The following is a 22910-nucleotide window of genomic DNA, read 5'->3' on the forward strand; positions in this document are numbered from 1 at the left end:
TCAGAATTTTAACCTTAACAGATGCTGGACGCTTACCATCTTGGTTATCTGCATCATCCCACTTCTTCTGACCAGCAACTGTGGTTGTTTCTGATTGATGGGTATTGGTCACAACAAATCCTTCAGCAGCATTTCCAATAACTTGAGCTTGATAATGAGGGACTGCGTCCTCTTCCAGAGAGTAAACTACTTCTTGTCCTTTTTCATACTTGTTCAAGTTAGTGAACTCAGTTGACCACTGGTCAGCTTCGGTCAAAGTTCGGTTCGCAACTTCTGATTTCTGACCGCCGACTTCTTTATAAAGTTTGACAACAACACTGGCAGGACGTTTGCCGTCTTGATTCTCGGCATCATCCCATTTCTTGCTAGCTTTGATAACTATTTTCTCTGGCGTACGACTATTGGTAACAGTGAGATTCCCCTGATCTACTTCTGGGGCATCGTAACCATCAAGCTGATCTTCACCGATTGTATAGGTGATTTTTTGACCATTTGCATCAAGGATTGGTAAATCAGTTGTCTGAGCTGTCCACTCCGCATCAGTACTGCCACCAGTTACGGTCACTGTCTTATCAGCCAGTTTTTGACCATTAGCGTAAACATCTACAGCAATGGAAGCTGGACGCTTACCATCCTGGTTGTTTTCATCTTTCCAAACTTTCTTAATTGTCAACTTTTTGTTGGCATTGGGATCTACCGTATTCTTGACTGTCTTAACCGCTCCTTCAGCCTTGATAGTCACCTTCATCGGATCACCGTCCAGCACATATCCTTCTGGAGCTGTTACTTCTTCTACTGTGAATTGGCCTTTCTTGATTTCTTCACTTGAGAAAGGCTGTGTAGAAACCCGACCGTTAGCATCTGTTGGCGGCAGAGTAATTTCTTCGCCACTCGGAGTTATCACCTTAAAGATAGCTCCCTCCAGCATTTTACCAGTCTTAGAATCCTGTTTGTAAATAACCAGACTATTACTGATATCAGCAGTAATGACACCGCCTTCTGTAATGCGGCTACTTCGTTCAACAGTGAAACTCTTCTGAGCAGGACGATCATCTCTAAACGGTAACGTTTCATTGTCAACTTCCATCTCAGCTGTATTTGAAACCAAAGAGCCATCAGCAGGTGAAGTCGTCGTATAGCTCAACATAAAAGCATGATTGCTCGGGTTGCTAATCGTTAAAGTAAACTCTGTATAAGTCTCATTATATGTAATGGTATAATCTTGACCTTGTTTTAATACAACTGAATTGGAAATACTGGATAAACTATTTGTATAAGCTCCCTGGCGTAAAACAATCCCTTCTGGAACAAATTGCATAGGAGCACTGTTATCAGGAATCTTATCTTTAATGACAATTGGCGAATTGTAGGTTTTTTGTTGAGTGTTAATCCGCACAACCCAGTTATGTGAATAATCTCCACTTTTTCCAAGAATAGCCGAATTATATGGTTTTTTAGCAATAACTCCTCCAAACTTGGCAAAGTTTTCTCCAGCTGTAGAAAAACTACTTTGCCTACGTTCATTAATAGTTACCTTATGTGCCATCGTACCTTGGGTCTCATCTGGATTATAATTCCAATCTTGATTAGCCCCTATCGATGTTGCCTGAAAGTCAAAGAAAAAACTACCTTTTACTCCACTTGCAGTTGTTTTAGCCTTATACTCCTCCAAATTTTGAAGAGTTACTGTTATAAGACCACCCTTAGCCGAACCGTTGGATTTAGTCTTTGCTGCACCAAGCTGAACCTGTGTCTCTTGGTCTGTCAGATTAAACTTGGTGCCATCAGCAATGGTTGCTCCATTCGGAACTGTAAAGGTAAAGGTATCTCCATCTTTCAGTCTATTGTCATAAGCAGACAAATCAAAAGTCAGTTGATAGCGATAGCTTCCTCCTTGCGTCAATGAGTACGCACCATTAATCTTAGTTGCTTCCCGGCCATTTACATAATCCCAGATTTTTATGTCTGTAATTGCATTTTTCAAAGTATCCGCTTGAATATGTCTTACAAAAAGCCTCACATCCAGCAAAAATAGAAGGGGCAACATCAGAAACAACAACCATTTCTTAACTTTCATCATATCTCCTCTTTTATTTTATAGCCAAATAAACATATATACTTCATTGTAACAAATCCATACTGTAAAGGCAATGAAATCAGCAAATCTTTTTCTATCTATTTCTTTATTGAATAATTTTTTCATTCTCTATTGGCATTTTCACAAAAATAAGTTATAATAGAATCTCAAGCGGAGGTGGTGGAACGGCAGACACGCATGCTTCAGGCGCATGTGCCCGTACGGGTGTGAGGGTTCAAATCCCTTCCTCCGCATAAAAAGCAATCCTATCATGATTGATAGGATTTTTTGTTATTATGAAGTAGAATTACACTGCTGAGAAAAGCCAGAAAGGTCAGTCCCCCTGTTAAATACTTCTCTAATAGACTAGCGGTCACAAAGAAATTGAAAACAGTAGCCAAAAAGAGAAAAACAGTTCCACTTAAGATAATCTTTCTCAGAACAGAAGACTTCAAGCTACTTCTTAGCCAACCACCAAAAGATAGATAACTAAGACTAAAGAAACCCCACAGCAAGAAAAGCAGGAAGTTAACTGGCCGCAACCATAAAGGAAATACTATATAAGCGCCGCCAAATACCAAAAGTCCCAGAGGCAGACCTAGCATAAGCAGGAAATGGAGTAAAGACTGCGAAAACCAGAGCAAGGCAGAAAACAAAGACAGAAATTTCACTTTCATATGTACCTCATGAGCAAAATAGAAGACCAGCTATATAGAGCGGATCTTCTATTTTTTTATAATCCTTCAGACTTCAAAGCGTCTGCCAAGCGCGCAAATTCCTCTAAACTCAGAGCTTCTCCCCGAACACTTGGAGATAAGTCAGCTCGTTCTAAAGCTGCTGTTAGTTTGCCTTTAGTCTCCTCTGACTTTCCAAAACAACTGGTCAGGTTATTCCATAGGGTCTTCCTGCGGTGGACAAAGCTGGCCTTGGAAACCTTGAAAAAGAATTTCTCGTCCTGTACCTCAACAGCTGGCTGGTCTCTGCGCACCATCTTGAGAATAGCCGAATCCACATTTGGCGCAGGCACAAATACTGTTCGCGGTACAATAAAAGCAACCTTGGCCGTCATGTAATACTGTACCGCAATCGACAAACTACCGTAGGCCTTGGTATTAGGCTGAGCTGATATCCGATCCGCTACTTCTTTTTGCATCATAACGACAAACTCACTAAAAGGAATCCCGCTTTCAATCAAATGCATAAGAATAGGCGTAGTAATGTAGTAGGGCAGATTTGCCACTACCTTGATAGGCAGGTCTGGATTTTTAAACTCTGCTATGTACTGGGCCAAATCAACCTTGAGAATATCCTGATTGACCACTGTCACATTGTCAAAATCGCGCAGGGTATCCGCCAAAATTGGCACCAGACGATCATCAATCTCAAAGGCCATAACTTCTGCAGCATTTTCCGCCAAAAACTCCGTCAAAGCCCCAATACCAGGACCAATCTCGATGACATTGACTTTTTTGTCAATCTCAGCAGTATCCACAATTTTCTGGAGGATGTTGGTATCAGTCAGGAAATTCTGACCGAAGGATTTTTTAAAGGTGAAACCGTGACGCTCCAGAATGGCACGGGTCACACTATGATCTGCAATACGCATGTTTTCTCTTTTCTAATTATTTATTCATTATCTTTTAAGGAGGTCATTTGCTCTAGCAAGCTGTAAAGTTTTTTCTGCTCTTCTTCCTCGTAAGCAAATGCGTTAGCCTTTACTTCTCTGCATTTCTCGTCATACAAAAAGCCCTCATAACCATCTTCTGTAGATAAGGCTGTATAAACTTTCGCCATTTCTTCAGGACTAATCGAAAATCTCGACTTAATTTTATACAGATTTTTCATAAAAACGCTGAGATGATCATAGCGACGCATATCTACTTTGACAATGGTTACACGGATGGCCTGAATTTTGATGCCTTTCGACTGTTTCCGCATGTAAAGGGATAGCATCAACAAGGCCAGTTTATTCTGATAATAGGTCTTAGCAGGACTGTAATGTTTTTGTCCAGATAAATTTTCAAAATCAAGCTTCATGAAAGGATAAAGCACTAGCCCTTGGGAAGAAATATTAACAATCCGACCACTTTCTGACTTTTCCAACAAGCCCTTCAACAAGGCAGAAAGTAAAAAGGGAGCAACCACGTTGGTCGCAAATTGTCTTTCTAATCCGTCTTTGGTAAGAATTGGCTTTTTGATTGATAAGTCAAAATCAGCCGCATTGTTAATTAAAACATCTAAAGTCTCTTCTTTTTGGATATACTGTTCCACTGCTTTCCTGACGCTCTTCATCTCAGATAAATCAACCAAGATATAATCTACATGCGAATTTCCTGTTTGTTGACGGATTTTCTCACAGGCTTGCTCAGCTGCTTCTTTCCGCCGACAAAATAAGGTCACTGACCAGCCCTTTTCAGCTAACTGTTTTGCAGCCTGATAGCCAATACCACTATTGCCGCCCGTAATAATTACTTTTTTCATTTCTTACTCCGTTAGACCTGAATATCTGAGCATGGTTTCTTCCACTTCCGCCAAGGTCACCCCAAATAATTCCAAGCGTTTGAGGAGCTGCTTACCATTAGAATAGCCGATACGGAGCTCTTCTCCCAGATACTCTCGACGCTGACGGCTGTCACTTCCCATAAGCAAACCTAGTCGCACAAGATCGCTTTTGGTGATGTCAAAATTATCCTCATCATCGAAATATCCGACTAGACCAGCTAAAGCTTGCTGCAAATCCTCAAACGAAGCGTGTTCTACTCCGAGCGACCGACCTTTGTTCTTAGACTTGGGAGTTGCTTCATCTCGTCGGAGAAAGGCATGCTGAGCAGTTGGCACTGCCTCCATAATCATTCGACGGATACGCTCGCCATTGTAGTCTGGATCAGTAAAGACAATAACCCCACGCAGCTGGTGCAGTTTCTCAATCCGCTCTAGGTCTTCTTCATTGATAGCGGAACCTCTCGTCTCGTAAGTGTCAACTTGGTAAAATCGCTGCAGATTGGCCGTATCATCCTTGCCCTCAACGACAATTACCTGGGGGATTTTTATCTTCTCAGTCAAGCCCAAACACCTTCTTTGCATTATCATAGGTCGCTTGCGCTACTTCTTCGACAGGCAACCCACGAAGCTCAGCAATTTTCTTTACAACATAGCGAGTATAGGCTGTTTTGTTTTCTCGGCCTCGTTTGGGAACAGGCGCCAAGTAAGGTGCATCCGTCTCGACGAGGATTTTGTCCAAAGGCAGATTCTGAGCCGCCTCCTGAATATCCGTCGCTTTCTTAAAAGTGACAACTCCAGAAAAGGAAATCATCATTCCTAACTCGATAAAGCGCTCTGCCATTTCCAAAGAACCCGAATAAGAGTGCATAATACCACCTCGAGGGCCCACGCCTTCACTCTTGATAATCTCATAGGTATCTTCTAAAGCATCACGTGTGTGAACGACAAAGGGCAGGTTCAGCTCTTTGGAGAGCTGGATTTGGCGTCGAAAAACCCGCTCCTGAACATCCTTGGGCGCAGTCATCCAGTGATAGTCCAGTCCAATCTCGCCCAGAGCCAGCACTTTGGGGTGACGAAGCTTGTCCAGCAGATAGGCTTCCACAGCCTCATCATAAGTCCCAGCCTCAGTCGGATGCCAACCGATCGTAGCATAAAGCTGATCATAGCTGTCAGCCAACTCCAAGGCGCGTTCAATGGTTGGTCGGTCAAAACCGACAATATTTATTTTACTGACGCCCATTTCTGCAGCCAGCTGCAGCTCCTCTGCCTCTCGACCAGCAAATTCTTCCACATTTAAATGCGTGTGTGTATCAAAAATCTTCATGGTTTACTTCCTTGTATTTCCTGTCCTTTATTATACCAAAAATGACCTGAAAAATCAGAAGTCTCTTCAAAGCAGAAAAATAAGATAGCTGCCATTCAACAGCTATCCGAATCTGCCTTCAAGTTCTCCATTGGAATAATTAAGTAAAAAGAAAGTGCCAGCATTAACACAAGCGGGAGGAGAATATAAATAATTCCCATACTGCTGGCAAGAGCTATTAACAGCATGGATAAAACACTCGGAACAGCCATGCTAAATAGATTAATAGCCGACTGGATAGCCCCCATGGACTCTTCTGGAATCATACTGAATACAGATTTCTGCAATCTTGGACTCAGCAAACCGACTGTAACAGCACAAGCAAAGCTCGCTATCAGGACAAGTAAAAAGTTTTGCCAGAAAAAACCGCAAAGAATAAAAACTTCACATACTTGGCTACTATACATAGCAAGCTTAGTCGAAAGTTTTTTCAGCAAACTGCCACTCAAAATGTTTCCTAAAATCAAACCAGCAGAACTTAGAACAATTAACACGGCAATGGACTGACCAACATGCAAATTCCAAAAAGGCCTTTTCAGCAATAAGAGAGTCGTTACTGGCGTCAGAATGTTCAGAGTGACCTGCCCAAAGGTTGAAACCAATAACAACCTCACAACATTCTTCAATCCCAGCAAGGCTTTAAGAGAATCCAATAAATGCTGCCAATAATTCTCTCTATTTAGCTCCTTGGCACTGCTGAGCTCCGGTTCTAAGTCCTGTAAGCTTTTACTAATATGCCAAAACCCAAGGTAAGCTAGCAAGAATGTCAGAGCATTTAGACCTGCCAAAGCTCCGATACTCATCCAAGCGATGAGAAAACCGCCAGCTAGATTCCCCAAAATATGAACCAGACTCATACTAGCTTGTCGAAAGCCCATAGCAGAGGTCATATCTTGCTCAATCACCTTTACATAAACTGGGGTCAGCATGGCCCCTGAAAAATAACTCAGACTATCCGACAGAAAGTTAATCAAGCAAATTACAAGCAGAATCAAGAAAGAGAATTCTTGTCCAAGCAGCAAAAACGTTACCAAGCTATATAAAAGCACCTTACTAAACTGTATAAGCAGGTATTTATGAATACGATTCTTCTGAAAGTCCGCCGCAACTCCAGTAAAAACCTGAATTAACTGGGGCAGCGTTTCAGAAAGGGAAATCAATAAAACCGCAAGTGGAGCAAAGGAATAGGCGGAAACATAGTTCATCAAAGCCAAATAAAAAATAATGTCTCCAAAACCTGAAATCCATTGATTGATGAGCAACTGGCGAAAATTTTTGTTTTTTGCAAAAACAATCATACGACATCTCCTTTACTCTTGTTAGATTTTTGTTTAACAAATCATAACAATAAATTAGATTATTGTCAAATTATTGTTAGGTTTTCATTTTACAAAATAAAGGCCTAGAATGAATCTAGGTCTTCTTAAACTATTTTAGGTCCTGTTTGAACTTCTCTATAATTTTTTGAATCAGTTCTTTATTGACCGTGTATTTAACCGAATCATCATCCATCACAAGCTCCAGCAAGCCAGAATTTAGGAGCTTTTGCGTATGGAATGAGATAGAGGCTCTTGTAAGCCCCAATTTTTTAGCTATATCTTTATTCTTGGCATGCGGTTGAATCAATTCAATCAAGACTTTATAGCGGGTTTCATCACCAAGAGTTTTTAAGGTCAGAGCCAATGTTTCATCGTTAAGCTCTGATTCCGCCTTTGATAACTGGGAACTTCTCGTCGAAAGGACTAAGGAATAGGAAGTGAAATCAGGAACCTTTTCGAGAAAAGAATCAATAAACATGGGTGACAGAACAAAGACTTGAGTGTCCTTTTCAAGAAGCTTGGCATTCTGCTCTTCATCATCCATCACATCAGATAGGCTAAATTCTTGTTCAAAAGCTAGAACTTCCTGCTCAAACTGCTCATAAATAGGCTGATAGAGCTCGAACACTCTTTCCAGCAAGGAAACTAATTGATCCCGAAGCTTCTCTGGATACTGAATAGCTTGGTACCAGTACCATTTATTTTCCGGAGACTTGTCACTATTCTCTATAAAATCCAGCAGATCTTCAGGATATCCCTTGGTAACTCCCCCTTTAGAAAGCTTAAGTGATAAGCAATAGATGATTTGCTCTGCGTCTAGTTTTTTCAGACATTCTAACAAGTCATGCAAATTGGCCGGATCTTCTCCTTTTTCTAGCAAGTAGAGGTAGAGGAGCGGAGCCAGTCCCACTGTAGCTCCTTCGAACAAACTAACCGCAACAAGCTCGCTTTTCAAAGGAAGTAAATCCTGATAAAGCTTATCATAGTGCGGCTGTACATCAAGAAGCAGCTCCTTTTGATTCTGCCGTAAATCCTTCCACATATGTTTATCTTCCCTTGAAACGATGGCAGGCACCATAAGAAATTCATATAACTTACTACGATAATGAACAAGCTTTACACCCACAGATTCTTCCCTCCTTACATACACATACTCCGCTTCTGACCAGAAGAGTATACAATTCCTGTTTTTCATTATACCAAAAATCAAGCAAAATATTCATCGTCTTCTGCTCTGTTCATCTCCTGACAAGAAATCTATCTCTATACAATAAGAACTTTTTAGAAAATTTCACATAGTCCTTAAGACTGATTTTATCATTTTTCGATATTTTCTTATTGATTATCGATAAAACTTGTGCTATAGTTACTAAGAAATGAAACGTTAGTCGGAGGAAATTATGACAGACAAAATGAAAAAGACTGCTGAAGATATGAGCATTACACTTACAAAAATCAGTATCAGCCTTTTATTTATTGCTTCCATTATCCTGATAGCTCTAGGACCTTGGGTCGTCAACCTAGTTATCGAATTTCCCTCTCCATTCTTTCAAGGAGAGACACGCTTTTGGGTCTTGCTGCTGCTCGGCTATGTCCTCGGCTGCCTGGCTCTGGCCTGCATTGTCCATCTCTATCGACTCCTTAGCCGCATTGGTAAAAATCAGGTCTTTATCACACAAAATGTTCAGTACATGCGCTATCTTGGCTGGGAAGTGGGCACTGTTGCTCTTATCTCTCTTTTTATGGGGCTGACAGCCTATTTGCCCATGCTCTTAGTCACTGTTTCTTGCAGTATATTGACCCTGATTATCCGTGTCATCCGCAATGCCTTTGGCAAGGCCATTGAGCTGCAGGATCAAGTGGACTACACTATTTAGGAGGTCTTATGATTCAGATAAATTTAGACCTTGTCATGGCGCAAAAGCGCATCAGTGCTGGCCGTTTAGCAGAGTTGATTGACCTAACACCAGCCAATCTATCTATCCTAAAAAATAATCGAGCCAAGGCTGTCCGCTTTTCAACACTCAACGCTCTCTGCCGTGAATTAGACTGCCAGCCTGGCGATATTTTGGAGTATATCCCTGACGATGAGGAGGAGAAATAATTATGGAATACCCAGCACAAGATCAGATGAATGTCCAGCCTTGTCTGCCCGCAGAGGAAGAAAGAAAGACCATCTTCGCAGGCCTAGAGGACAAGCAACTGCGATTCTTTAAAATCAGCTATCTAATCCTCTATCTTTTAACCTACTTTTACTCTGCAGTATTTTTTAATTATCAAACGGCATCCTTTTTCCCTTTTGCAATCGGTCTTATATTGCTAAGCGAAGCCTTAATCAGGAAATTGGCCTATCCATCACTGCAGATAAAAAATCTTGACAGCAGATTAGAGGCTAGAAGCTTTCTGATCATGACGCTAGCTCAAGCCCTAGCTTTAAGCCTCTGGGGACTTCATCGCCAGCTAGAATTTTTTCAATTTCTGGCCATCCACATCTCATTCGCCTTCTATATTCTGTCCCGTACTGGCTGGTTAAGCCAGGGACGTTTGGGGATTCTGGTCTGGTTTGACACCATTCAAGCCTTCTGCATCCTGCCCTTTAAAAATTTCATTGCTGCTATTCTAGTCTTTATAGAAGGTAAGCAGCAGGACTCTTCTGACAGCTCTGACAGTCTGTCTTCGAAGAAAGCCCAACAGCTCGCGATTATCGTCAGCAGCTTCTTTGTTGCAGGAATCTTGGTCTACTTTGTCTGGTCCCAACTGAGTCAGGTTTCAGACAGCTTTGCCTCCTTCTTCAGCGATACCGCTGATGTTATTGAGAATCTACTTGACTCCCTCTTTTCAAGTCTTGATAGCAGCATGATTCTATTCAAGGCCTGCCTGGCTGTTCCTGTCAGTCTTTACCTTTATGGCCTCCTAGCCGGCAGTCTGTTAGGCAAAAAAGATACTAAACTTAGCTACAAAAAATTTCAAGCAAGTATCCGCCCTTTGCGAGTAGCACCCGCTTTCGCAGCCTACATTATCATCGGCAGCCTCTGCCTGACCTATGCACTCTTCTTCCTGACGGGTCTGGGTGAGCTCGGTCAGCTCCTAAGCGCCGGAACAGTAGCTCAGGCTATTTCTCCCCAGAATGCCTCAACTGTTGCCGTAGCTGGCTTCTGGCAGCTGGTTCGGGTGTCTATCCTTAACTTTGCAGTCCTAGGTGTCTTCTATCTGATTGCCAAAAAACCGCTCTGGGATCAGAAAGGGACGCGATTCGCAGCTACTATTCTCTTTATCTTTACCGGTCTGCTAGCTTTACTAGCTGGCTGGAAATTATTTGGAATCTACATCTATCTCTACGGACCAACACCACTGCGCTTGATTTCAGCTTGGTTCATCCTAGTTCTCTTAGTCTGGTGCCTACTGACTCTGATTCGCTTCTACAAACCTATCCAAGCTATCCGCACCGGCATCTTTTACGCCTTGATTAGCTTTACCTTGCTCTGCTATCTGTATCCAATGCTTTTACCAGTGGCAAAATAAGCAACTGTACTTAACTATACACAAAAAACCAGAAAGAAAAACAGTTTCTTTCTGGTTTTATTCTCCTTTTTTACATCATTTACCAGCATTCAATAATAGACCGCTCACCTTTCCAATTCAAAGGAAAAATGATTATATTCTAAAATCACAGGTCAGCAAATGATCATTGACCATGCCAATTGACTGCATAAAGGCATATACAGTCGTAGAACCAACAAAAGAAAAACCTTTCTTTTTGAGTTCTTTGCTGATTTTATCGGATAGATCCGTTCGAGCGGGCACCTCTTCAATACTGGACCATGAATTGACAATCGGTTCATTCTTTACAAAAGACCAAATATAAGAATCTAAACTACCATATTCTTCTTTTAGTTTTAAATAGTCTTTAGCATTTTTTATAACTGCCTTTATTTTTAGCCTATTTCGTATCACTCTTTGATCACTAAGCAATTCTTCAATCTTCTGCTCGTCATAGTTGGAGACTATTTCAGGATCGAAGTTTTCATAAGCCTCTGTCATAGCATCCATTTTTGACAAAATAGTTTGCCAGCTCAAGCCCGCCTGCTGACCTTCCAAAATCAACATTTTAAAGAGTTTATGCTCGTCATGCACAGGTCGCCCCCAGTCATGGTCATGATAATTTCTCTCAAGCTCACTATTTTCAGCCCAATCGCACCTTTTTATCTCAACCATCTATTTTCTCCTTATAGTTTAATTTTCTCAACTTGATTATTATCTAAGACCAAGAAAGCATCAGAAAAAGAGACTTCAAAAAGTTGCAAGGAGTTTATGTGTTGCTCAATAATATCTTGATAATAAGGATATTTCTGGACAAAAACGCCTCTTATATCCTCAATAGAAAGCTGGCTTTCTTTGACTCTCCCTTGAATTCGGATATACCTCCCATCACCTTTCGGGATTGTTGTAAGAGCTATACGATTATTGGTTGCCAACTCTTGAATTTTTTGACTATTTTTAAATGAGATAAAGAACAATTTCTTTGTATCCTCATCATAGTAAAAATTTACAATTCTTACATTTGGCATATCCTTTACAGAAGTTGCTAGGGCCATTTCTGTCTGTTCTGCCAATAAGGCCTTAAAATATTGCTTCATATTTGACTCCTTTATTATTTTCTCTAAAACTAGTATAATATAAAAAGGTATCATTATTTGAAACCATTTTATAAAAATATGGAGCTTAGCATGAATAAATCTCAAAGAATTAACGATATGCTTATTTTTCTCAATAAGAAAAGACAATTCAATCTAAAAGATATTATGAATCGATATCATATTTCAAAAAGCACTGCCCTTCGTGATATTGCCAGCCTTGAAACGTTAGGCATTCCAATTTATTCTGACTTAGGCCGGAATGGCAGTTATAAAATTCTTAGCAACGACTTGTTATCTCCTATTATTTTCTCCATAGATGAAATTTCTGCCTTGTATTTTTCCATGCTGACTCTAGAAAACTACAATATGTGCCCTTTTGATATTGACCTACAAAAATTAAAAGAAAAATTTGAAAACTCGATTTCAGAACAGCAGTTAAGCAAGATCACAAAAATTGAGAAAATCCTTCAACCAGAAGTCAGGAAAACAATCAACAACTCTCAGTTGCGAATCATTCTTGATATTTTATTACATAGGCAGGAAGAATTTTTTCCAATTAAGTATGAACAGCAGTCTCTTCAGGTTCAATTTATCAAACTATATAGCCACAAAGGAGATTGGTATGTAGAAGTCATAAATAAAGACACTGGAAAAAAAGAGGAACTTTCCTGCCAGTCTATTGAATTTCACCCATAAATTTAAGACAAAAAAACCAGCGGTCTCGAGTCTCCGCTGGTTTCTTGATAAATCGTTTGGATTAAGCAGCCAAAACTTTGCGTCCTTTACGACGGCGAGCTGCCAATACACGACGACCGTTTTTAGTTGACATACGGTGGCGGAAACCATGTTTACGCGCACGACGGATTTTACTTGGTTGATAAGTACGTTTCACGATGAATACCTCCTCTTAGATTCTTGTATTCGTTTAGCCGGCTAGTTGTGATCAGTTACTAAACATACTTTACTATTCTATATGATTCCGGGGCTTTTGTCAATACTTACTTAAATAACTTTCTCTTTGTAAACGTAATCATATGGTCCGAGTTGCCTCATAAAAGGGAATCAAGGCTGTCATGGCCTCCTGCAGCTGGGACAGCACCTGCTCTCTTGAAGCGGCCTGAGAAAGGGGAATATCGTATTTGACTAAGACCTTACGAACCTGACCGACTGCCAGCTGCTGAGTAAGGAACTGGCGATTTTCCTCAGTACCTTCAAAGCGCTGACTCACACCATCAATCTGGGCAAAATAGTAAGCTGGCGACTGAATAGGCAGATTCAGTACCCGATTTTGCTTGTTGAGGCTGTTCTCATCTTTCTTACGCTCCATAAAGCTCACCTCTAGTGACACTCCAAAATCTTCTGCAGTCCCATACAAGCGCAGAGCAAACATCGGTTCTGTGATTTCTCCATAGCCTTTAAGATAATTCCAAAAATGGGGCCGCAGTATCTGTGCCTGATTCATCCACTGGCTGGTTCGCTCCAAGGTCAGCTTAGGATAGAGGCTCTGAAAATCCTTGACCAAATCCGTAAACTCCTTACGTGCCGCCTGGCCCTTAGCTCTCAACTCCAACATAGACTCACGCAGCCGCCCTGCCTTGTCTGGAGATATATACTTAGCCCCTTGATGAGGCAGATAAGTTTCAATAGCTGGAAAAAGTGACATAAAAAATCCTTTCTTTACTCTCTATAATAGAAAACCTCAGGCTTATCAACAACAACACTCTGAGTTATAAGAATTCGATCTTGTTTTTTATTAGAAGCATCTGCTATCGTTTGATCATCCGCAGTCACAGACATATCAACACCTGCTGGAATAAATAAGATGGCTGCACCCGGACCTCCAGAGGATACTCCACCTTGTAAATAAGAATCAATCATTCTAAAATTATTTCCCAATTTTAGGTCGTTATTAACCAAGCCATTTTTATCAAATACTAATTCACTCCCCTTCCCATTTCTCCATCTACCTTCAATACTAGTATAATCTCCTTTTTGGATGGCTTCCAAATCCAATTGAGGCGAACTACTTTGTTCTTTGCGATTTTCAACACTTGTCGTTGCTTGATAGTCTTCTATGTCTTTCCACTTTAACGAAGATAGATCAACTTCTTTTTTAGAAGCTAACCCAAAAACTGAATCTACGCTTTTTTCAGAATTTGAATCTACACCTGCTATTTGAAAATCTGCTTCTTTTAGCACATCTATACCACTATTATCAGATCTCAGTCGATAAAGATAACCCTTAGCATCAGGACTTAGAGAGTGCCATTGAGCATAAAAGACTGTTCCATCTGTATATATTGTGGCGCTTTCTCGACTTCCACCTGCTGAAGCTACTTTTGATTGAGCTAAATAAGTTGATGTTCCTTGATTCAAATAATAAATAGCCTCTAAATAATAAGCCCCGTCAGAATGATGTCCTGTGATTAGTTCATTCGTCCCATTTTTATCAATATCATAGAATGTGTATATCTGCGCACGGCCTTCAGAAGTATCTTTTGTTAATTTCTCCAAAGTCGAAGCATATAATTTTTCATCTTGTTCTACTGAAATTGAAGAACTCTTTTGCTCTTTATCCAATGCACTCTTACTCGAATCAGGAGTATTATCCTGATTCTCTATTTTCTTTTGGCCACAGGCAGCAAGTAATGCTAACCCTAAAATAATTAGAAAAACTCTCTTCTTCATAATTCTTTCTCCTAGTTTATTACTACAAAAACCAGCATCTCTGCTGGCTTTCTTTTTATTCGCTATCAATATCCACGACGACATAGCGGTTAGGCTCGTCGCCTTCGGAATAGCTAGTCACGCCATCGATGCGAGAGATGATGCGGTGGATAATTTTGCGCTCGCTGTTAGACATAGGGTCAGTGTGCTGACCGCGTCGGTCTTCCAAAGCCCGCTGAGCCAGTTTCTGCGCATAGCTTTGCAGCACTTCTGCCCGATGCTCAACATAATCATTGACATTAATAGAAATGTAGAAGCTCTTAGAATATTGGTTATAAAGATAGTTTTGTGCCAATAGCTGCAGAGCTTTCAAGACTTTTCCGTGGTAGCCAATCACGCGCCCTGGTTCATTGGTATCAATCTGCATGTTAATGGTACGGCGATTGTGACTGCTGGAAATGCCCGCTTCAACATCCATCTCATCAACGATTTTCTGAACATAGTTCGTTACATTCTCAACCACTTCTTCAATATCGTAGTCAGCTTCAACTTGGATGCCCAAGTCAGCAAAAGAGCTTTCTTCTGTTTCTGTCGGCTCAGCCTTGTCTTTAGCTGCTTGTTCAAAAGAGATAACCTTGCTATCGTCCGCTTCTGCTTGAGCAACTGCCTCATCAATAGCTTGGTTGGTCTTGAGAAGATCAATGGTGCCAGTCTCTTCTAAAATTGTATTAGCTTGCTTGTCATTTTTGAGAATTTCAGCCTTTACCTCATCTGAGATAACTTCGCCTTCTCCTTCAACCTTCTTGATGGCAGCTACCACACGACCCAAATCAACCGTTGCTTCACTGACAGACTGCACAGGCTCATTCTGAGCATTAATCTCTTCGGGAACACCTTTTACAGCCTTTTGATTGGCCTTGACAACTGTCGTCTCAGCAATCGGCTCGACATCCACCTGAGCTGGCTTCTTGCCAAACAGACCTAAAAAGCCTTTTTTCTCACGTGAAATAACAGTGATATGCGCTCTCATACGTGGAATATCCAACGTTTTCAAACCATTTTGAATGGCTTCTTCAACACTTGCTCCTGTAAAAATAACCATTGCAAGAGTCCTCCTTCTTACTTACTTTTTCTTTTTCTGTGCTTTTTTCAGGGCACGTTTCTTTTTCTGTTCTAATTGACGCTCTGACCGTTCCTTTGCTTCCCGCTCGGCAATGATTTTAAAAGGATTGCTCAGCAGCAAGGTCTGAACCACCTGATAAGCATTTGAGACAGCCCAGTAGAGGGCTACCCCGCTCGCCGCATAGAGGGCAAAAAAGAAAATCACAACTGGCATTAGGTACATCATGACTGTCATCCCGCCATTTCTCTCAGGCAAAGCTTTGTTTGAAAGCCACGTACTGAAGAAAGTGAAGAGAGCCGCCAACAGCGGAAGAATAAAGGTCGGATCTGTCGCTCCTAGATTGAGCCAGAGGAAGTGACCTGTCTTCATAAAATCAACCCGAGTTAGGGCTTGAAACAGAGCCAGGAGCACTGGCATCTGGATAAAGAGCGGAATGAATGAGGCATAAGGATTGACACCCATTTCTTTGTAGAGCTTTTGAGTTTCCTCAGCCAAGGCCGTTCTGCTCTCCATATCCTTACCAGGATACTTTTCCTGTAGCTGCTTGATATGCGGCTGCACTTCCTGCAGCTTACGCGAAGAAGTCGTCTGGAATTGGAAGACCGGCAGGAGAACTGTCCGGATAATCAAGGTAAAGAGAATAATCCCAATCCCCTTGCTGCCACCAAAGGATAGAAAACGAATGGTGTCCGCAAAGAAATAGACCAACTTCTCCCAAAAGTCATGTGAATCGGCCGTTACTTGACTGGTTCCGCAGGCTGTGAGAAAGAGCAGCGAGGCGACCAGTAAAATCCCTAATTTACTTTTCTGTTTCACAAATGAATCCTTCCTGATAAAGTTTAGCAATCTTTAATACATGCAATAAATTTTGTTCAACTTGGTGGTAGTCCAGCTCCTCTACTCCTTTGCGAGCAATAACTACGAAGTCTGCCTGGACTAACTGTTTCTGATGCTGCATCAAGACATGGCGGATTTTTCTTTTAATACGATTACGAACCACTGCATTCCCCAGCTTTTTACTGACCGAAATTCCAACCCGAAAATGCTTTTGCTCTTTTTCTAACATGTAAACGACAAATTTTCGATTAGCAAAACTCTGTCCACTTTTAAAAATCGCATTAAAATCTTTTTCGCTCTTGACGCGATATTTTTTTCTCAAAACTCAACTCCATCCACCAAAATTATATCTATTATACCATATTTTTCGAAAATGCCAATAAGTCCTGCTATGACGCCGGTTTTGCAAATATTTAAAAGGTTGATTCACTTAAAAAACACCGCAATTTCCTTGCGGCGTTCCCTATATCTTATCCCTTTTTCAGCTGTTTCTTCGCTCTTTCCAACTCCTGACGGATCTGTGCAAATCCTGTCCCACCAAGGGATTTCCGCTTCTGTACAGCAGTCTGCGACTCAAGAACTTGATAAATATCTTCCTCAATCAGAGACGACACTTCCTGATAACGGCTCAGCGGGATATCCTGTAGATAATAGCCTGCCTTGCTGCATTCCAGCACCAACTTTCCGACAATCTCATGGGCTTCCCGGAAAGGCAGTCCTTTCTTGGCCAGATAATCAGCCAATTCTGTCGCATTGGAGAAGTCTTGCTGAGTTGAAACCAGCATTTTTTCTTTGTTTACTGTCATACTAGACAGCATACCCGCCATAATATCCAGCGATTTTTGGATAGTATCTACTGTATCGAACATGCCTTCCTTGTCTTCCTGCAGGTCCTTATTATAGGCCAAGGGCAGTGATTTCATAACCGTCAGAAGGCTGAAGAGATGACCATAGACCCGACCACTCTTGCCCCGAATCAGCTCCGCCATGTCCGGATTTTTCTTTTGCGGCATAATGGATGAGCCAGTACTAAAGGTATCTGATAAGCTGACAAAGCCATATTCATAGCTGCACCAGTTAATCAGCTCCTCGCAGAGACGAGACAGATGCATGATGAGAATGCTGCTGTTAGATAGAAACTCCAGGATAAAATCTCGATCACTAACCGCATCCAAGGAATTGTGATAAATGCCTTTGAAGCCCAACAAATCAGCCGTCAGCTCCCTGTCAATCGGAAATGTTGTCCCCGCTAGAGCGGCTGCACCTAAAGGAGATAAATCCGTATGCTCCAGGTTAAAGGCAAAGCGCTGACTATCCCGGCTGAACATCTGATAATAGGCCAGCAGATGATGGGCAAAGCTAATCGGCTGGGCATGCTGAAGATGGGTATAGCCTGGCATAATAGTCTCTACATGCTCCTCAGCCAAGTCCAGCAGCACCTGGCGCAAATTCAAGAGTTTATACGCAATCTGACCGAGCTGATCCTTGAGATAAAGGTGCATATCTGTCGCCACCTGGTCATTACGAGAGCGAGCCGTATGAAGCTTGCCAGCTACTGGCCCAATCTCCTCAGTCAGAAGAGCCTCCATATTCATATGAATATCTTCATTCCGCACATCAAACTCAAGCTCTCCAGATTCATAACGCGCCAACAGCTTTTCCAAGCCTGCCTGAATAGCAGCTGCTTCCTCTGGAGCAATGATTCCCGTCTGTCCCAGCATTTTGACATGGGCTAGGCTGCCCTGCAAATCATAAGGAGCCAGACGATAGTCAAAGCCAATGCTGGCACCAAATTCTTCTACCCAGCCTTCCAGAGAGGCTTCAAAACGTCCGCCCCACAGTTTATGATTCACCATAGGAAAGCCCCTTTCTATTTGTCCTTGTGAGCCTGAACCTCTGCGTGAACCTTAGACGGAAGCCCCCATAGCTTGATAAAGCCAATTGCGGCATCCTGATCAAAAGTATCTGCACTGGTATAGGTAGCCAGACTTTCATCGTAGAGAGAATTGTCAGACTTACGCGCTACGACTGTTGCAGAGCCCTTATAAAGCTTCACTTTAGCTGTGCCATTGACCACCTGCTGAGTGGACTTAAGGTAGGCAATCAAAGCTTCTGTCGCTGGATTAAACCAGAGGCCATTATAGATGAGATTGGACAGTTCATTTTCGATAATCGGCTTGAAATGGGCCAGTTCTCTGACTAGAGTCAGATCCTCGATTTCCTTGTGGGCAGCCAAGAGAGTCACCGCCCCAGGGCATTCATAGATTTCCCGAGACTTAATCCCTACCAAACGGTTTTCCACATGGTCAATCCGTCCAACACCGTGCTGTCCAGCTAAGTCATTTAGCTCAAGGATCAAGTCCGCAAGCTTCATCTTTTTGCCATCTAAAGCAACTGGCACACCTGCCTCAAAGTCAATATTTACATAGACTGGGCTGTCTGGCGCTGCTTCTGGTGCAACCGTCAAATCATAGGCATCTTCCGGTGCTTCATTCCAAGGATTTTCCAAGACTCCGCACTCATTGGCCCGTCCCCAAAGGTTTTGATCGACTGAGTAAGGACTATCCAGATCTGCAGGAATTGGCACACCATTAGCTTTGGCGTAATTAATTTCTTCTTCCCGAGACCATTTCCACTCCCGAACCGGAGCAATGACATTGAGACTGGGATCCAGGGAGGCGATAGCCACTTCAAAACGTACCTGATCGTTTCCTTTTCCGGTACAGCCATGGGCAATGGTTGTCGCCCCCGTCTTGTGGGCAATTTCAACCAATTTCTTAGAAATCAAAGGTCGGCTCAGAGCGGACACTAGAGGATATTTTCGTTCGTAGAAGGTGTGTCCTTGCAGAGCAACCAAGACGTAGTCTTCTGCAAACTCATCTTTAACATCAATAACATGTGATTCGATAGCGCCAACTTTCAGCGCCTTGTCATGAATGAAATCCAAATCATTTCCTTCACCTACGTCCATACAGACCGCGATCACATCATAATCCTTGTTCAGCCAAGTAATGGCCACTGAAGTGTCCAAGCCGCCGGAATATGCTAAAATGACTTTCTCTTTAACCATATGATTACCTCTATCCTTCTACATTTTATTTTTAAACATTCTACTGTATGAAAATGCGATTGTCAAGAGAAATTTTAATATTTATTAAAATAAAAGTGTTTTATCGATTTTTATTCAAAATCAATATATTATATACTGGACTCAAAATAAGAAAAAAGAGTCCGTCAAGACTCCTTATTTTACACGGTAAAAAACATCGGGATGTTCGGAAACGCTCTGGGTGATGATGAAGCGATCTTGACTGGTATCAGTCGGATCCGTCCCATTGACAGTCTCCCCAGCTGGAAGACTCTTTCCTGCTGGAATGATAAGAAAGGCAGCACCGGTTTGGTTTTTCCAACGAATCCCTGCTCGGTAAATCCCATTTTCATCTGGCCCAGAGTAATCTCCTGTCTCAAGCTTGGCAACATCTGACTCGATACCAGACGCATCGAATGTATAACTGTTCCCTTTGGCATCCTGCCAAGTACCAATCATGCTGGAAAAATCGCCAGAAGCAATAGCCTTCATATCCAAATTAGAAGTTGGTGCCATCTCTTTCTCTTCTTTGCTAGCTCCCTTGGTAGACTGTTCACTTTCTGTTTCCGAATGCTGCTGAGAGCCAGCATCAGAAGTTTCTTGATTATCTGAGTCGCCAGAAAGTTCGCTCGAACTGTCCCCTCTTTCAGACTTTTTAGAAGATGCGGAGCTAGTCGAACTTACTTTAGAACTGTTGGAAGCAGGATTCGTCTGCTCTTTCTTTTGGTTACAGGTTACTAGCACGAGTAAAGCTACTAGCCCTCCAACCAAGATGATGAGCCATTTTTTCATTTTTCTCTCCTTAAAGTATTTTCTTATTACAATTGTGACATAAAAACAAAAATTTGCAAAGTAAAAACCAGCTCGAAAGCTGGTTTATCTTATTGAATTTGATTTAGCATGTTTTCGATATGCTGGATGGATTTTTCGCGGCCTAGCAGGTAAATCGTATCTGGCAGCTCCGGTCCATGCATTTCACCCGAAACGGCAATCCGAATCGGCATAAAGAGGTTTTTGCCCTTGATCCCTGTCTCTTTTTGTACAGCCTTGATTTGCGGGAAGATATTCTCTGTCACAAAATCTGCATCAGACATAGCTTCTAGCTTTTCTTTAAAGGCTGTCAACACGGTCGGTACCGTTTCACCAGCCATGACCTCACGCTCCGCATCTGTCAACTCTGGGAAGTCCGCAAAGAAGAGGTCTGTCAGCGGCACAATTTCGTCTACAGACTTCATTTGTGGTTTGTAGAGCTCTACAAGCTTTTCTGCCTTATCGGTCAAACGACCTGCTTCTTCCAAGTATGGCTTAGCCAGAGCAAAGATTGTGTCAAAATCCGCATTCTTGATGTATTCGTTGTTCATCCAGTCCAGCTTCTTCTGGTCAAAGGCAGCTGGGGACTTACTGAGACGTTTTTCATCAAAGAGCTCGATCAATTCTTGGCGAGAGAAAATCTCATGCTCGCCGCCAGGATTCCAGCCCAGCAGTGCAATAAAGTTAAAGACTGCTTCTGGCAGGTAGCCCTTCTTGCGATAATCCTCGATAAACTGCAAGGTATTGGTATCGCGCTTGGACAGCTTCTTACCTGTTTCAGAGTTGATAATCAAGGTCATGTGCCCAAATTCTGGAGCTTCCCAGCCGAGGGCTTCATAAACCATGAGCTGCTTAGGTGTGTTAGCAATGTGGTCATCCCCCCGAATAACGTGCGAGATTTCCATCAGATGGTCATCAATAACCACAGCAAAGTTGTAGGTTGGGTAGCCGTCTTTCTTCTGGATCACCCAGTCACCACCGATATTTCCGCCTTCAAACTCAATTTCACCCTTGACCATGTCAGTCCACTTGTAGACACCAGCTTCATTAACAGCCAGACGAACCGTCGGAATGATGCCCGCTGCTTCGCGCTTAGCGATATAGGCTGCCTTTTCTTCCTCAGACATACCTAGAAACTCATTGATATAACGCGGTGTTTCACCAGCTGCTTCCTGACGTTCGCGTTCAGCCGCTAATTCTTCCTCAGTTACATAGGACTTGTAAGCCAAGCCCATGTCCAAGAGTTCATTAACGTATTTTTGGTAAATATCCAAGCGCTCAGACTGGCGGTAGTTTTCGTGAGTCTCAGGACTTTCGTCCCAGTCAATACCCAGCCAGCGTAAGTTTTCAAGCTGTGAACGTTCTCCGTCTTCTACATGGCGCTTGCGGTCTGTATCCTCGATACGGATAATGAAGGTCCCACCATAGTGACGAGCATAGAGGTAGTTAAAGAGCGCAGTCCGCGCATTTCCGATATGTAATAGTCCAGTCGGACTTGGTGCATAACGCACTCGAATCGCTTTTGTCAAAGTTCCATTCTCCTATTTGTATTTCGGGGAATCATTCCCACTCCGATTTTCAAACGTAATCATTATATCATACTCTGAGGGCAGAATACGACTTTACAGTCTATTTTTACGACAGGCGCTCTTCCAGCTGGAAGTCGATAGGAAGCCAGGCCAGCACATTCTCCAGCTGCTTTTCCCAGTAATACCACTCATGCTTACCTGGACTGTGGCTGTAAGTAATCTCCAAACCTAAGTCTTGCAGGTTTTTCACTGCCTCCTGATTGGCCTTGTAGAGAAAATCTTCTTCGCCACACCATGCCCAAAGCTTAGTCTTTTTATCAGATTGCTTGGCTATACTCTCCAGCGAATGAGGGCTGCTGGTCCAGTCTTTATAGTCTCCAAAAACTCCTCGCCAATAGGCTGGCGTTGCCATTTCAGCATTATCTGGACGAGCATCAAGAAAACTCAAAGCTCCAGAAAGACTTGCTGCGTATGAAAAACGGTTAGACTTGAGAGCCAGCTTAAAGGCTCCGTATCCGCCCATGGAAAGACCAGCGATAAAATTCTTCTCCCGCTTATCCGACATATTTGGGAAAAAGCGCTTGAGCACCCGAGGCAGCTCCTCAGCGATGGCTTCGTAATAGTTAAAACCGTACTGAGTATCGGTGTACCAGCCATTGCTGGTATTAGGCATGACAACAATCAAGTTGGTCGAGCGAACCAGACGCTCAATATTTGAGCGCTTGAGCCAGCTGTTGTGATTCCCGTTCATACCATGAAGCAGATACAAAACAGGAATATCCTTATCATCCGGCTTGTCTACGCGAGCTGCATCCGGATAGAGGACATTAACGCCCCATTCCATCTCCAAAGCTTCAGAATAATACTCTATTTTCATCACTGCCATTCGCATTTCTCCTTCGTATCTTTCTGACAAGAAAAAGCCGAAACCCGACTTTTCTTGTATTTGTGTTCAGAT

25 protein-coding genes and 1 tRNA gene are annotated in these 22910 nt (G+C 42.3%); 5 read left to right on the forward strand and 21 right to left on the reverse strand.

Features of this window, described 5'->3' with window-relative positions:
• Positions 1–2077 (reverse strand): Cna B-type domain-containing protein (locus tag AX677_RS02640; RefSeq protein WP_156445977.1); only part of this gene is annotated, 2077 nt, incomplete at its 3' end.
• 171 nt (positions 2078–2248) lie between these two features.
• Between AX677_RS02640 and AX677_RS02645 the strand changes: the two genes are divergently transcribed.
• Positions 2249–2331: transfer RNA gene (locus AX677_RS02645), tRNA-Leu, on the forward strand.
• Positions 2332–2346: 15 nt separating this feature from the next.
• On the opposite strand, the gene AX677_RS02650 is transcribed toward AX677_RS02645, so the two are convergent.
• From AX677_RS02650 to AX677_RS02680, 7 genes are all read right to left on the reverse strand, one after another.
• Complete coding sequence (locus AX677_RS02650; protein ID WP_060976083.1) at positions 2347–2754, reverse strand: hypothetical protein; 408 nt, start codon at positions 2752–2754, stop codon at positions 2347–2349.
• A gap of 56 nt (positions 2755–2810) precedes the next feature.
• Complete coding sequence (gene rsmA / locus AX677_RS02655; RefSeq protein ID WP_060976084.1) at positions 2811–3683, reverse strand: 16S rRNA (adenine(1518)-N(6)/adenine(1519)-N(6))-dimethyltransferase RsmA; 873 nt, start codon at positions 3681–3683, stop codon at positions 2811–2813.
• Between the two features lie 20 nt (positions 3684–3703).
• On the reverse strand, positions 3704–4558 hold the full coding sequence (locus AX677_RS02660; protein WP_060976085.1) for an SDR family NAD(P)-dependent oxidoreductase: 855 nt from the start codon (positions 4556–4558) through the stop codon (positions 3704–3706).
• Positions 4559–4561: 3 nt separating this feature from the next.
• The gene (rnmV, locus tag AX677_RS02665) at positions 4562–5161 is read right to left on the reverse strand and encodes a ribonuclease M5 (protein WP_060976086.1); all 600 of its coding nucleotides are present in this window, start codon (positions 5159–5161) and stop codon (positions 4562–4564) included.
• Positions 5133–5903, reverse strand: a complete 771-nt coding sequence (locus AX677_RS02670) for a TatD family hydrolase (RefSeq protein WP_060976087.1) — start codon at positions 5901–5903, stop codon at positions 5133–5135. Before AX677_RS02670 ends, rnmV begins: the two co-directional genes overlap by 29 nt.
• A gap of 95 nt (positions 5904–5998) precedes the next feature.
• The gene (locus tag AX677_RS02675; protein WP_060976088.1) at positions 5999–7240 is read right to left on the reverse strand and encodes an MFS transporter; all 1242 of its coding nucleotides are present in this window, start codon (positions 7238–7240) and stop codon (positions 5999–6001) included.
• Positions 7241–7370: 130 nt separating this feature from the next.
• Positions 7371–8456 carry a helix-turn-helix transcriptional regulator gene (locus AX677_RS02680; protein WP_060976089.1) on the reverse strand — a complete coding sequence of 362 codons (1086 nt, stop codon included), beginning with the start codon at positions 8454–8456 and terminating at the stop codon, positions 7371–7373.
• Positions 8457–8661: 205 nt separating this feature from the next.
• On the opposite strand from AX677_RS02680, the gene AX677_RS02685 reads away from it, so the two are divergent.
• Genes AX677_RS02685 through AX677_RS02695 form a run of 3 tightly spaced genes read left to right on the forward strand, consistent with a single transcriptional unit; the run spans position 8662 to position 10783 of the window.
• Positions 8662–9138: a DUF2975 domain-containing protein gene (locus tag AX677_RS02685; protein WP_002899125.1), complete on the forward strand. Its 477-nt coding sequence runs from the start codon at positions 8662–8664 to the stop codon at positions 9136–9138.
• An 8-nt stretch (positions 9139–9146) separates the two neighbouring features.
• Entirely contained in the window at positions 9147–9365 is a 219-nt protein-coding gene (locus AX677_RS02690; protein ID WP_002899126.1) for a helix-turn-helix transcriptional regulator, read from the forward strand.
• Between the two features lie 2 nt (positions 9366–9367).
• Positions 9368–10783, forward strand: coding sequence for a DUF4153 domain-containing protein (locus tag AX677_RS02695; RefSeq protein ID WP_060976090.1), 1416 nt, complete (start codon positions 9368–9370; stop codon positions 10781–10783).
• Positions 10784–10915: 132 nt separating this feature from the next.
• On the opposite strand, the gene AX677_RS02700 is transcribed toward AX677_RS02695, so the two are convergent.
• Complete coding sequence (locus tag AX677_RS02700; protein ID WP_060976091.1) at positions 10916–11476, reverse strand: DNA-3-methyladenine glycosylase I; 561 nt, start codon at positions 11474–11476, stop codon at positions 10916–10918.
• An 11-nt stretch (positions 11477–11487) separates the two neighbouring features.
• The gene (locus AX677_RS02705; RefSeq protein ID WP_060976128.1) at positions 11488–11952 is read right to left on the reverse strand and encodes a pyridoxamine 5'-phosphate oxidase family protein; all 465 of its coding nucleotides are present in this window, start codon (positions 11950–11952) and stop codon (positions 11488–11490) included.
• Positions 11953–11976: 24 nt separating this feature from the next.
• Between AX677_RS02705 and AX677_RS02710 the strand changes: the two genes are divergently transcribed.
• A complete protein-coding gene (locus AX677_RS02710) occupies positions 11977–12594 on the forward strand; it encodes a YafY family protein (protein ID WP_060976092.1) in 618 nt (205 codons plus the stop codon).
• Between the two features lie 61 nt (positions 12595–12655).
• On the opposite strand, the gene rpmH is transcribed toward AX677_RS02710, so the two are convergent.
• The 11 genes from rpmH to AX677_RS02765 all read right to left on the reverse strand — a co-directional run bounded on the left by rpmH (position 12656) and on the right by AX677_RS02765 (position 22838).
• Positions 12656–12790, reverse strand: coding sequence for a 50S ribosomal protein L34 (gene rpmH / locus AX677_RS02715; protein WP_002893904.1), 135 nt, complete (start codon positions 12788–12790; stop codon positions 12656–12658).
• A 138-nt stretch (positions 12791–12928) separates the two neighbouring features.
• On the reverse strand, positions 12929–13561 hold the full coding sequence (locus AX677_RS02720; protein WP_060976093.1) for a hypothetical protein: 633 nt from the start codon (positions 13559–13561) through the stop codon (positions 12929–12931).
• Positions 13562–13575: 14 nt separating this feature from the next.
• On the reverse strand, positions 13576–14670 hold the full coding sequence (locus tag AX677_RS02725) for a DUF6287 domain-containing protein (protein WP_197416877.1): 1095 nt from the start codon (positions 14668–14670) through the stop codon (positions 13576–13578).
• A complete protein-coding gene (gene jag / locus AX677_RS02730) occupies positions 14642–15667 on the reverse strand; it encodes an RNA-binding cell elongation regulator Jag/EloR (protein ID WP_002893912.1) in 1026 nt (341 codons plus the stop codon). Before jag ends, AX677_RS02725 begins: the two co-directional genes overlap by 29 nt.
• A 21-nt stretch (positions 15668–15688) precedes the next feature.
• Positions 15689–16504 (reverse strand): YidC/Oxa1 family membrane protein insertase, encoded by an 816-nt coding sequence (locus AX677_RS02735; RefSeq protein ID WP_060976095.1) that lies wholly within the window; start codon positions 16502–16504, stop codon positions 15689–15691.
• Positions 16488–16847 (reverse strand): ribonuclease P protein component, encoded by a 360-nt coding sequence (gene rnpA / locus AX677_RS02740; protein ID WP_060976096.1) that lies wholly within the window; start codon positions 16845–16847, stop codon positions 16488–16490. Before rnpA ends, AX677_RS02735 begins: the two co-directional genes overlap by 17 nt.
• A 148-nt stretch (positions 16848–16995) precedes the next feature.
• Positions 16996–18381: an argininosuccinate lyase gene (argH, locus tag AX677_RS02745; RefSeq protein ID WP_060976097.1), complete on the reverse strand. Its 1386-nt coding sequence runs from the start codon at positions 18379–18381 to the stop codon at positions 16996–16998.
• Positions 18382–18395: 14 nt separating this feature from the next.
• Positions 18396–19595, reverse strand: coding sequence for an argininosuccinate synthase (locus AX677_RS02750; protein ID WP_004193868.1), 1200 nt, complete (start codon positions 19593–19595; stop codon positions 18396–18398).
• A 174-nt stretch (positions 19596–19769) separates the two neighbouring features.
• Positions 19770–20405, reverse strand: a complete 636-nt coding sequence (locus AX677_RS02755; protein ID WP_060976098.1) for a DUF6287 domain-containing protein — start codon at positions 20403–20405, stop codon at positions 19770–19772.
• A gap of 89 nt (positions 20406–20494) precedes the next feature.
• On the reverse strand, positions 20495–21952 hold the full coding sequence (gene gltX, locus AX677_RS02760) for a glutamate--tRNA ligase (RefSeq protein ID WP_060976099.1): 1458 nt from the start codon (positions 21950–21952) through the stop codon (positions 20495–20497).
• A gap of 106 nt (positions 21953–22058) precedes the next feature.
• Positions 22059–22838: an alpha/beta hydrolase family protein gene (locus AX677_RS02765; RefSeq protein WP_002916601.1), complete on the reverse strand. Its 780-nt coding sequence runs from the start codon at positions 22836–22838 to the stop codon at positions 22059–22061.
• Between the last annotated feature and the right edge of the window lie 72 nt (positions 22839–22910).

Source organism: Streptococcus sp. CCH8-C6 (assembly GCF_001557225.1).
Lineage (GTDB): Bacteria > Bacillota > Bacilli > Lactobacillales > Streptococcaceae > Streptococcus > Streptococcus sanguinis_C.